This window comes from Paraglaciecola sp. T6c (genome assembly GCF_000014225.1).
Taxonomy (GTDB): domain Bacteria; phylum Pseudomonadota; class Gammaproteobacteria; order Enterobacterales; family Alteromonadaceae; genus Paraglaciecola; species Paraglaciecola atlantica_A.
Genome location: NC_008228.1, coordinates 2346056 through 2359538 on the forward strand (window position 1 = coordinate 2346056; position 13483 = coordinate 2359538).

Here is a 13483-nt window from a genome sequence, read left to right on the forward strand (position 1 = left end):
TATCGTTTCAAAAGTGTACTGTTAAAATTATGTTGTATATTTTTACTGAATACGTATGCAAGACATTGAGCATTCACCATGTGTAACTGTAATATCGCGGCAACTAGAACAAAGCTGTAACATTTGACTACAAGTTGTTAACCGATACCTAGGTTTCCATTTGAGTCTCGAACCGGGATACACACACATGAAAAATTTTAAACCTAATTTAATCAAGGCCGCGCTAATCACTAGCGGTTTTGCGTTTGGTATAACACCCACAGCATTTGCTCAAGAAGCAGCTGCAGATGCCCCAGGGAATGACACAGAAGTTATTCAAGTTACGGGTATTCGCGGGTCTCTTATCCGTGCCCAAGCAGTAAAAATGGAAAACACCTCGATTGTTGAAGCCATTTCAGCTGAGGATATTGGTAAATTACCAGACTCGTCTATCGCTGAGTCGTTAGCGCGTTTGCCTGGTATGTCAGGTGAAAGGGTAGGCGGTCGTACTTCAGGTATCTCTGTTCGTGGATTTAAAGAAGACTTTACTGGTACCTCACTTAATGGTCGCGAGTTAATCGGCATTGGTGATAACCGAGGTGTAGAATACGATTTATACCCTTCAGAAATCATGACCGGAGCCACAATTTATAAGACCGCAGAGGCCGGCCTTATGGTGCAAGGCATTGGGGGTACGGTTGATTTACAAACTGTTCGCCCATTACAGGCTCAAGAAACCTTAACCATTAATGGTAACTATGAATTATCGGGTCGAGACTCTGACAACCCCGAGTTTGACAACACTGGCCATCGCTTATCTTTGTCATTTGTTGAAAAGTTTGCCGACGACACCATTGGCTTGGCCGTTGCACTCGCCAGCACAGAATCGCCAAACAACCAGCGTAAATATGGTGTGTGGGGATATAACACCAATGATGAAGGTCAAGTAACGCCATCTGGCCTAGATAGCCAAGCTATCAGCACCGTTCTTGAGCGAGACACTATCTCTGCTGTGTTGCAATTCCAGCCGACAGAAAACCTAGACATAGTGATTGATGCACTTGATATAAGCTACTCAGATTCTGGTGTTATTCGCGGCTTTATTGAACCTTTCTCTGCTGGCAGTATTTCAGGCACAGGTACCGAGACTACAGGTACTCAAGTTGGTGTTAACCCGGTCCTACGAACTGATCCATCTCAGAAGGACGGTGATTTACAGGTATTTGGTTTAAATGTTCAATACCATTTGAATGACAGTTGGTCAGTAGAAGTTGACGTAGCGAATAGTGAGTCTACGAAGCGTGATTTGCGCGGAGAGTCATACGCAGGCTTAGCGCGCTCTGGCGCACTAGATTCTTCAGGGTTAGGCACGCGTGATTTTGTGATGAGTCAAGATGGGATCACCTTTACTGACTCTTCTGGTTTAGATGCATTCTCTGATCCAAGTGCTTTGCAACTGACAGGCCCACAAGAGTGGGGTGGTGGTTTAGCTAATTTAGCGGATCAGTTTACTAGCACTGAATTAACCGCCAATGGAGCTCCTTATAGTTACTTGAATGCCCAGGACGGGTTTTTGAATTATGCTGATTTCAGCGAAGAGTTGACCACCTATAAGTTTGAAGTGGTGGGATTGTTGGATGGTGATATCTTTACTCAAGTAACAGCGGGTGTTAATTACAGTGACAGATATAAAGACAAAGAAAATAAAGGTTTCTTTGCTACATCGTCATCATACCCAGCCTCTACTGCTATTCCTCAAGCGTATTTATACAATGGTTTAGCCGATTTAACCTGGGCGGGCATGGGATATGTTGTTGCATATGATGGTTTTGCACCATACAACGATGGCGAATATACCTTAAATGATGCGGGCTTATTAGAGCCGGATCGTTTAGGCGATACCTATGTAGTAGAAGAAGAAGTCACCACTTTGTATGCAAAAGTCGATTTCAATACTGAACTGGGTGATTTTCCTGTTATGGGTAACATCGGTGTTCAGTATGTACAAACAGATCAATCCTCTTCTGGTTTTACAGGTGTGGTTGGGTCAAATTTTGCCGTGTGTGATGCAAATAACGATCAGCAAATAGATGACGACTGCCGAACATCTGTTAGCTCAGACTATAGCCATGTTTTGCCAAGTCTGAACGTCAGTGTAGAAGTGGCAGACAACAAGTTTGTGCGTTTCGCTGCGAATAAGACGATCAGCCGTGCACGAATTGACCAAATGAAGGCCTCTGGTTTTGTGAAGTTCGACCAAAACATCGATTTGTTGTCTATACCGAACACGCAAGCTGCAGTGGACGAATATGGCTCACCTTGGTCTAAATTTGCCGGTAATCCATTGCTGAAACCGTTGGAAGCGAATAATTTTGACTTGTCATTTGAAAACTATTTTGAAGATGAAGGCTATGTTTCAGCCGCGGTCTTCTATAAAGATTTAGTCAATTGGACAAGAGACGGCGACCTAGACATCAATTTCAGAAATGATGTAACCAATGACGGTGCCGATTACTTCATCCCAGGGTTCCACGACCGCGTCGCTGTTGAAGATGGTCTCTACGGGCCAGCAAACACGCCTTATTCAGCAGGAGATGTCATTACACCCCCTGACTTTGGCACCTTTTCCTACTTTGAAGATGGCTTAACGGGTGATGTTAAAGGGCTAGAGCTAACAGCGAACGTGCCATTAAATATGCTTGCTGACGCACTTGAAGGCTTTGGTATTGCTGCTTCAGCTACGTTAATTGATGCGGAGCTAGAGGACGGTACTGCCATTCCAGGGCAATCGGATCGCACTTATTCATTGACCGCTTATTACGCAATGGGTGGCTTTGAGATTCGCCTTGCTGGCACCGACCGTTCTGAATTCAGCACATATCAACGTGGTGGCTCGAACAAGGTTGAAACGGCAACACGTAACGGCGTTACCTTGTTAGATGCACAAATTAGTTACGACTTTGAAGATTCAGACATTGATTATTTGCAAGGTTTACGCGTTTCGTTACAAGGAACGAATTTGACCGACGTCGATGAGGAGACGCTGGACAGCGATGGTATCGTCACAACTCGTCGTCAATTTGGCCCTTCATATATGATGAACTTTAATTATTCGTTTTACTAACCTCTATTGAGTTTATAAGTGCAAGGCCCCTTAGCGACACCGCTAAAGGGCCTTTTTGGTTTTTGCGACGTTCAACTTTTTGCGACGTTCAACAAGGTAAAGAATGTAGGTATGATGTAATTCATGATCAGTGACTTATGTGTGAGTCAGGTCTTAGGTTACAAATTCCCTGTTTTAATTTAGTAAGGCGTAGTATGTCTCAACCATTTAATATTGTTATCCTTGGCGGCGGCTCAGCAGGTTGGATGGCGGCTAATTTATTTGCTCACAAGTGGGCTGACAAGTTGGTAGATAAGTCCTTAACAATAACCTTGGTTGAATCACCAGATATCGGTATTGTCGGGGTTGGAGAGGGTTCAACCCCCACACTGAAACGTTTTTTTAGCATGCTTGGTATTGGGGATAGCGACTGGATGCCTCAGTGCAACGCCACGTACAAAATGAATATCGCCTTTGAGAATTTCAGCCCTGCATCGGGTAACACGCGATACAGCCATCCCTTTATATCGCAAATAGACACCTTCACCCAACGGGCATTTATGGTGAACGCCCGCACTCGTCGCCTCGGGCTTGATACGCACACAAACCCTGGCGATTTTTTATTAAATGGCGTACTCGCTAAGCAGAACAAAGGCCCACACACACCGGCTAATTTTCCGTTTAGTATAGAATACGGTTATCACTTTGATTCCCACTTGTTAGGTGCCTTTCTACAGCAACATGCTATCGGTCTAGGCGTGGATCACGTTCAAGCAAATGTAGAAAGCATCAAGCAACATCCTAATGGTGATATCGCGGCGCTGCACTGTAAAGAAGGCATTGAGATAAGCGGTGATTTATTTGTAGATTGCAGCGGCTTTTCCAGCGTACTGATGCAAAAGACCTTAGGCGTCAAATTTAACAGTTACAAAGACAATCTATTTAACGACTCTGCGGTTGTGGTGCCAACGCCTATAAGCGAACATATTCCGGTTGAGACGACATCCACGGCCTTATCAGCAGGCTGGTGCTGGAAGATCCCCCTAACGAATCGATTCGGTAACGGTTATGTCTATAGTTCCGATTTTGTCAGTAAACACGACGCTGAACGAGAGTTGAAGAACCATCTGCAACTAAATGAAAATACTGAATGTCGTCATTTATCCATGAAGGTGGGGGCCTTGGAGAAACAATGGCACAACAACTGTTTAGGTATTGGGCTGTCAGCAGGCTTTATCGAGCCCCTTGAAGCAACCGCTTTACACCTTACGCAGATATCCATCGAGCAATTCATATTAGAATTCGAAGAGGGCGACTTTTCTAATCGTTTGCAAGGGCAGTTCAACGCCAAAATGCAATTTAGAACGGAGCGCACGCGGGATTATATTGTGGCGCACTACAAGCTCAATACCCGCAACGACAGTGAGTATTGGCGAGCGAACCGCAATAATATGCACCTGTCTGAATCACTGTTGCAGATATTGGACGTTTGGTATAAACGTGGGGATTTAGAAGCAGAGATCACGCGCCAAGACCTTTCTACGCACTTTAACGCCGTATCATGGAATTGCTTGTTAGCAGGTTATGGCGCATTTCCGGCACTGGCCGCAAAACAGCCTGGCACAGGCGATTTGTACAAAGAACAAAACATCGAAACGTTCCTACAAGGGTGCGCATTAAACTTCACCAGTCACGCTGGTCAGTTGTTTTAGGTTTTGCTCTCACCGCTTCGGTCTTTCAATCAAATACAGTCTTTGTTCATGCACGGCCGACAAGGACTGCCAATAACACCCATTTGATTTTAAAGGCTGTTTAAATTGCCCTTTGGCACATCGGCACCATATTTTTGTTTACAAAATATTGTGCTTGTAGCCGTTTTTCGGTCTTATCATTGCTCTCTTTGTTAAATACCCCTCTGTCGACTTTTGTAAATAAATAGCATCTAACGTTCGGGATATCGTACCTATATTACAGAAAATGTACCGCTGACGTTTTATCCTCTTTCTACATCTAAATCTTTAATGTTAATAAATTGTTGAATACGTATGCAGTGCGTTGTGTTGCTTATTAACTCAGCGTTAACATCTTTGGCTGGGAACAACAAGGTGTACTTCGTTTCAAAAGTTAACACTTATCTTGCGTTGATAAATGACCAAGAAGGTGTGAAACGGACGTTCGCCATATGTAATGGGACACACGCATGAAAAGATTTACACCGAATTTGATTACCGCGGCGTTGCTGGCAAGTGGCACTGCGTTTATCGCATGTTCAGCAGTAGCACAGCAATCGGTAGATGAACCAATCACAGCAGGGACCGTCAGTGAAAATGACGAACAAAAACAAGGCCAGGAACTCGAGCGCATAGAGGTCAGAGGCTTTGCCACCAGTTTGATCCAGTCACTTAACCAAAAACGTTTTAGTGATACGGTATCCGAGCAAATTTCAGCAGATGACTTGGGCGGCTTGCCCGATGTGTCCATGGCAGATGCATTGACTCGATTACCCGGTATTTCAGCTGTAAGAACTGGCGGCCAAGCAGCAGAGATCAACATTCGTGGTATGTCGGGAGACTTTGTATTCTCGACCCTCAATGGCCGCGAGCAAGTGTCTACCAGTGGCTCGCGCTCTATTGAGTTTGACCAATATCCTTCAGAGCTGATTTCATCGGCTGCAGTGTATAAATCCCCTAAGGCTTCGCTGATTGAAGGCGGTGTGGCCGGTAGCGTGGAGCTGCAAACAGCTAGCCCGTTAAGTAACGATCAACAACACACGTTTAATGTTAACGCTCGAGGTATGTTTAACGACAGAGCAGGCGAGGTGTCTGATGCGGAAGAGTTTGGCCATCGTTTAAGTTTGTCTTATCAAGGTAAGTATTTAGACGATACCTTAGGGGTAGCCCTTGGCTACGCACGCTTATTTCAGCCAAGTGTGTCAACCCAATTCGTTGGCCTTGCCTATAACGCCACTAAAGACGTGGATAATGATGGTGACGAAGAGTTTCTAGGCGAGGGCTTTGAGTTACAACACAAAGGTGGCGAAGAAACCCGCGACGGTTATATGGGCGCGATTGAGTGGACGCCTGTTGATACCTTTACCCTAAAGGCGGATGCGTTTTTCTCAAAATTTGACTCTGAAGAATTCGCCCGTGGGTTTCGGGTCAAGCTAGGCGGTGCATCTGCTGCTGTAGCCAACCCTGTGCTCAATGGTAACGCTGTAATAGGGGGTACGTTTAATCGCACATCACAAAGCTTTACCCGTGTGGAGTTGGTTAACGATGACAACCAAGACTATGACCAAGTGTCCAGCTATGGCATTAACGCCGATTGGCAAGCGACAGACAACTTAACCTTGGCATTTGATGTGTCACAGTCAGTTGCTAAGAGTGACTTTAGAAATGGTTTGTTATGGGCCCTAGTGGGGGAAGATGCCAATGCTGAGCTACCCGTTTTCGATAACGACATCTCCATTAGTTACCTGTTGCACGGTTTAGATTTACCCGATGTCGGCTTTAGCCAAGCCGAGGCCTTCACTGATTTAGATAGGGTAATGGTCACAAAATACGGTATTTACCCTTACGAAAACGAAGATGAGCTGAACGCTTATCGCTTTGATTTGACCTACGAAATAGACGACAACGCTTTTTTCTCTTCAGTTGAATTTGGTGCGCGTTACTCTGATCGTGAATACAGCAACGACCGTTCAGTATTCGAATATGGCAGCGACTCTAGCTTTTCAGCCAGTCAACCGCCGCTGCGCTTAACGGACGATATGGTGGATGTGGTCGATTGGGAAGGTGACTTTGGTTATTTGCCTAGCTATCTTTCTATCGACTTAAATTCAGCGCTCAATGCGTGGTTCCCCTCCGGCATACCGCAGCCAGTTAAAACGTGGGGGGCAGGTAGCCCCGGCGTGATAAACGGACCGGGCGAGGGGCCTAACACCAGCTGGACCATGCTTGAAAGCGGTAAAGTGTTTGAAAAGGTCACCGCTGCATACATCATGGCAAACATAGATACTGAGCTGTTTGGCTTGCCCGTTACCGGAAACGTGGGTGTGCGTATGGTGGAAACCGAGCAATCATCTACAGTACTGCAAGACGTGTCTGAAGACATCATTGACCCAGATACAGGTGAAGTCATTGATACCCGAGGTAACCCAGCCAACGGTGCTCAATTTATTACGGATGATGCGGGCTTGGTGAATGACTTTTATCGCCCAGCACTGCTGACTGATAAATACCGAGATTACCTACCTTCAATCAACCTGAACGTTAAGCTGACTGACAGTGAACAGCTGCGCTTTGCTGCGGCGAAAGTGCTTGGCCGAGCGCCGATTAATCGTTTGTTTGCCAACGCCACTTTGCGGGTGGAAGACGTACAAGCCTTTCGTGACCAAGACACAGGCGAGATTGTTTTATCAAAACCGACGGCAGTTATCTCTGGCAGTGCCACGAACAGCCCGTACCTTCGCCCGTTCTATGCCGATCAATACGATATCTCTTACGAGAAGTACTTTGAAGATACTGATGGTGCCTTCATCGCGGCGTTATTTTACAAAGACATTAAGTCGTTCATCAATACCTTTAAAGAAGACCCGTTTGATTTCACCGGTAACGGATTCACCATCCCGGCAGACATTACCGTACTGGTGACAGATGAAGAGGGCGAGCCGTTATTTAATGACGATGGTTCACGCTTATCGGTGCAAGTACCCACTGAAAATGGTGGCTATGAAACCGCCGTGAATAACGACAAAGGCGGCTATATTCGCGGCGCTGAGTTGTCATATACGCAAATCTATTCGTTTCTTCCTGACATGTGGTCGGGCTTGGGCATGAGTGCCAGCTATTCCTACACAGAAAGTGAAATTCAAACCCAAACCACATTAGGCGGTGCATCGGTAGAGCAAACCTTGCCAGGTTTATCTGAAAACGTCGTCGCGGCCACGGTGTTCTGGGAATACGAAGATTTCGAAACTCGATTAAGTGTGCGTTGGCGTGATGCGTTTGTGTCAAAGCAGGTGGCGGTGAATGAACAAGTGGTTAATTTCGATTCAGAAACCGTGATTGATTATCAGGCGTCATACAACATCAACGAGAATCTCGGCATGTTGTTTCAAGTGAATAACCTGACCGACGAGCCAACCAAAAGTTATTTCGGCAGTGAAGCGCAAACGGGGACCATTCAGTACTTTGGTCGCCAGATATTTCTAGGCGTGACGTACTCGCTTTAATTGCTAACGCATTTTCATTTATGCATGACTAAATTCATTGCGCCAGCGTTGCGTGATGATTGTTATTTGATAAAAATTTTATGGAGTATAAACGTATGTTTACTCGCACCAATAGTCTGCCTTTGTTGGCAATTTCAATTAGTTTACTTAGCCTCAATGGCTGCGGTGGTTCAGGCTCCGAGCCCGGCACCACATTATTAACCTGTAGCATCCCTAATGTGCCCGATGCCGCTGGCACCAGTTGCGTGGCCCCAGAGCCGATTAGCTGTGCGCCACCAACCGTGCCTGACGCCTTAAACGAGTATTGCGTGGTAGGGGCTGACCCTGCAGCACCTGCACCTATGGCAAGCCCCGCGATGGACCAAGCCGTATTGTATTTTAACTTAGCCGCTAAAGGCGCTGACAACAGCCAAAATGATGAAACCTACACTGGCTATCGTTTACATACTTGGAATAACGATACGTGTGACGCCTACGCCGATGCTGACACCGATTGGGCGAATGGCCGCGAACACACAGGCATCGACCCCAATTATGGTGCGTACTGGGTCCTTGAATTAAAACCGGATTACGCTGGCACACTGGGTGCGTGCGGTAATTTCATTATTCACGTAGGCACTGATGACGCTGGCAAAGAGCTTGGTGGCGGTGACTTTACAATGCCTTTATCACAAGACGATCCCGAGTTTGCCAGAATGAACTTTACCTTCACTGACGTGGCTTCTATTTTCGAATTCCCGATTGTGTCGTTAGGGCCTCAACCGGTGAAAATTGATGGTGCGGCTGCCCATTGGATAGATGGCAACACGTTACTGTGGGATATAGACCCTACCGCTGTTAGCCAAGTGAAATTACATTATTCAGCCAATGCAGACTTAAGCGTTGACGTGGACACAGGTCTAAGCGGCACGGCAATCGAGCTTGAAGAAATCGAGCTCACCGACGCGCAAAAAGCCCGCGTACCTCATTTGGCCAATATGCAGGCATTTGCAGGCGACTGGAGCACGGATGAGGCAAAAGAGGTGGTTAAAACCCAAGCGTTATTGGCCTCGTATGATGCCGAAGGCGTGCTTAATGGCGCGACCCAAATTCAGTTAGCTAACGCCATAGATGCGCTGTACACCCAGGGCGAAAATGATGCTGATGAAGCCCGCTTGGGGGCGGTTTACAGCGACGGGGGGATTCAAGTTAACCTATGGGCTCCGACTGCTCAGTCAGTGAGTTTGAAACTGTTTAATGATGCAAAAGCAGAAACGGCCAGCTACCCCATGGCGCTTGATAGCAATAGTGGCATATGGCGCTATGAGGGCGGTGCAGAGCTTGACCGTCAATTGTATCGTTTCGAAGTAACAGCCTATCATCCAGTGACTATGTTGCTTGAAACCATGCTCACAACGGACCCTTATTCGTTGAGCTTATCCACCAATAGCCGCTTCTCGCAGTTTGTAAATTTAAATGACGAAGACCTCAAGCCTGAGGGGTGGGAAACCCACGAGATCCCTACCATCTCCAACCCTGAAGATGCCGTGATCTACGAAGGTCATATTCGGGATTTCAGTGTGCGTGATGAAAGCACCAGTGCACAACATCGCGGTAAATATTTGGCGTTCACCGAACAGGGCAGTGTGCCCAATCAGCATTTAGCGAAATTAGTTGAAAACGGTTTGACTCATTTTCATGTGTTGCCAGCAAACGATATGGCGACGGTTGAAGAAGATGAAAGCCAAAGTGTTGACTTGACCAGTACTGTAGCGGATTTATGCCGCCTAAATCGCCAAGCGGCCGTGTGCGATGAAGAAAACGCAGACGCGACTCTGCAATCTGTGTTTGATAGTTATGACGCTATCGCTGAGCCACAAAAAGCCCAAGCTCTCACCGAGCAAATGCGCGGCGATGATAGGTTTAACTGGGGCTACGATCCTTATCACTTCAACGTGCCAGAAGGGAGCTATGCCACTGACGCGGATGGTGTAACACGCATAAAAGAGATGCGTGCGATGAATCAATCATTACATGAAATGGGCATGCGAGTAGCGCTAGATGTGGTGTACAACCATACCAATGCGTCTGGCTTAAATGGCAAGTCGGTATTGGATAAAGTCGTGCCGGGCTATTATCACAGATATGACACCATTACCGGTGGTATCGTGCGCGAAACGTGCTGTGACGACACCGAGCCACGCAATCGCATGATGGAAAAGTTCATGCAAGACTCGTTGGTGATGTGGGCCACGCAGTACAAGTTCGACTCATTCCGTTTTGACATTATGAGTCAAGCCACCAAAGACACCATGCTGCGCTTAGAATCCGCTGTTAAAGCGGTGGATGAAGACAACTATTTCTATGGTGAAGGTTGGATAAAAGAAGACCGAGGCTACGAGCAAGCTACGCAGATTAATATGGCAGGCACACAAATTGGCACCTACAACGACCGCATTCGCGAAGCTGTGCGCCAAGGCCAAATATTCAGTACCGAGCCAAGCGATAGCGCATTAGCCGCCCAAGATAACGTTAAAATGAGCCTAGCAGGTACGTTAACTGACTATATTTTGGAAGATTACAAAGGCGCAGCGTCAGCCACCAGTAATATAGGTGGCTACGCAACTGACCCAGCTGACATCATCAACTATGTGTCAAAGCATGATAATGAAACCTTGTGGGATCAATTGCAGTACACCTTACCCAACGATATGACCTTGGCCGAGCGGGTACGGGCGCAGAATATTGCGGCGACCCTTCCTTTGATGTCTCAAGGTATTCCGTTCTTTCAATTAGGCGGTGATTTCTTGCGCTCTAAATCGATGGATCGCAACACCTATGATGCCGGCGATTGGTTTAACTATGTAGATTTCACTATGAACAGTAATAACTGGCTGGTGGGGCTACCGTTAGCTCAAGATAACGAAGGTCGCTGGGCAGAAATGGCTAATTTCATCTACAGCCCTGAGCGCGCCGCCAGCATGACCGAAATTGAGTTTGCATCTAATGTGTTTAATGAGTTGCTTAAAATACGTAGTTCATCAGCGTTATTCCGCTTAACCACCGCTGACGATATTATCGACCGTATTGGCTTTCATAACATCGGCGCCCGTCAAACCCAAGGTTTGATTGTGATGAGCATTGATGATGGCATAGCGGCTGACAATGCCGAGGCAGGTGAAAACCAAACACAACGAGCTGACATTGACCCAATGGCTGATGCGTTAGTGGTGATCGTCAACAGTAGCAGCGAACAGCAAACCCATGGCGTGCCAACCGCACAGGGTTTCGAGTTACATTCAGTGTTAATGAACTCAGTTGATAGCCAAGTACGAGGTGCAAGCTTTGCCCAAGGTGAAGGGGATAACGAAGGCAAAGGCATGTTCACGGTACCTGCATTGACCACAGCCGTATTCGTTAAACCACAAATGGGCGCACAAGGTGTGGGCTTATCGGCTTATGCGACATCAGGTGCACCAGATGTTGTCCCGTATGGCAGCACATCTGTGTTTGTGCGCGGTGCGATGAATGGCTGGGGTGAAGTAGATGAAATGGTTTATCAAGGCGATGGTGTTTACGCCGCAGTAATATCCATTGAGCCTGGTGATTATGAGTTCAAAGTGGCTTCAGCTGATTGGTCTACCGTGGATTTTGGTTCCGATAACGGCGATGAATCTGTGGTGCTTGGTGCTGATAAAACCTTAACCGCTGGCGGCACAAATTTACAGTTATCCCTAAGCCAAGCTCGCGTGCTTAAATTTACCTTAGATGCCAGTGATAAATCAGCACCGGTATTAACGGTGGATAACGAAGAGCCGTTTTTTGGCACGACCGTGTTTGTGCGCGGCTCACTCAATGGCTGGGGTGAAGATGACCCGATGGACTATGCGATTGGCGGTCAATACAGCAGAACCATCGAAGTAACAGCAGGTTCGTACGAGTTTAAAGTGGCTTCTGCAGACTGGTCAACGGTGGACTTCGGCTCAGCAGATGCTGATGTGAATGTGACGGTAGGCCAAGGCAAGGCGCTCGCGCCAGGCGGCTCAAACATGACGGTGACCTTCGACTATGATGGTCAATACACCTTTGTATTTGATGCCAGTGATAAAGCCGCACCGACGCTCAGCATATTTGACGCCGAGATGTTTGGTGAAAACACGGTCTTTATTCGCGGGGGAATGAACGGCTGGGGTGAAGTTGATGCACTGGTATTTAACGCTGACGGTAGCTACACCGTTGATATTGCCATTGACGCCGGCAGTTACGAATTCAAAATTGCCACGGGCGATTGGTCAACGATAGATTTGGGTGGTGTAGGGGATGACACCCAAGTCATTGTTGGCCAGGCTAAGCAATTGACTTACGCCGGTGCTAATTTAATGATTGATATACCAACAACGGCAACTTATCGTTTTAGCGTTGTCGGGCCTGACCCTTCTGCGCCAACAGTCACGGTGACGCAGTTGTAGGCTGACTGCTGCATGCAAGCCATGCAATAAAGCACTAGCAAACTCAAAACGCGATATTTATTATCGCGTTTTTTGTTTTTAGGCAGAGTGATAATTGTTCTATGGCGTTGGTATTAACAGTATTTATTAGAGCAACGGCAGCAAAGTACGTAAAGCGGAAGTTGGCACTAAAAAAGTTGACTGACGTCAATGAGCGATCAGGAGTCCCTCGACTGATTCTAACCTTCTGCATTCAGTAAAATAGCTGACTAAAATATTTTTGATTATTTAGGCGAAAACCCCTGTTTGGATATACAAGTTAAAGAGCTTTCCCATATATTTAGGAAAACGACCCAGTCGCTCGTTTTTGTTCTTATCATTTTATCTAGATCGCCAGTTTTCCTTTATGTAGCAATATGATAGTTAGTTTGGTATTAATAGCGGAAGTATAAAAGTGAGCGATGCGTCGGCAGAAAAACGCGCAAATCGCGCTATATTAAATTGTTAGATACTCGCAGGTATCCATGGCATTATTTCTATTTTTGGCTTGCATGCTTAATTTTTTCTTTCTTGGTGGTAGAGGTTTACTAATTGCTTCGAAACTAAAACAACTAATCGAGTACAACGGAAGTACACTAAGCCTTTATTACACAATACAGAATAGAGCTTTTTCAAATTCCAATACTCTAGTAAACGAAACAAATTCTGAAGCCCTAACTCTACTAATTCAATGCAAGCAAA

At 46.4% G+C, this 13483-nt stretch carries 4 protein-coding genes; all 4 read left to right on the forward strand.

Annotated features, from left to right (window positions below):
• The first annotated feature begins 187 nt into the window (after positions 1–187).
• The 4 genes from PATL_RS09880 to PATL_RS09895 all read left to right on the forward strand — a co-directional run bounded on the left by PATL_RS09880 (position 188) and on the right by PATL_RS09895 (position 12763).
• Entirely contained in the window at positions 188–3103 is a 2916-nt protein-coding gene (locus PATL_RS09880) for a TonB-dependent receptor (RefSeq protein WP_011574752.1), read from the forward strand.
• A gap of 194 nt (positions 3104–3297) precedes the next feature.
• Positions 3298–4794, forward strand: coding sequence for a tryptophan halogenase family protein (locus PATL_RS09885; RefSeq protein ID WP_041713642.1), 1497 nt, complete (start codon positions 3298–3300; stop codon positions 4792–4794).
• Positions 4795–5282: 488 nt separating this feature from the next.
• Complete coding sequence (locus tag PATL_RS09890; protein WP_011574754.1) at positions 5283–8315, forward strand: TonB-dependent receptor; 3033 nt, start codon at positions 5283–5285, stop codon at positions 8313–8315.
• Between the two features lie 95 nt (positions 8316–8410).
• Positions 8411–12763 carry an alpha-1,6-glucosidase domain-containing protein gene (locus tag PATL_RS09895; protein WP_011574755.1) on the forward strand — a complete coding sequence of 1451 codons (4353 nt, stop codon included), beginning with the start codon at positions 8411–8413 and terminating at the stop codon, positions 12761–12763.
• Positions 12764–13483 lie beyond the last annotated feature (720 nt).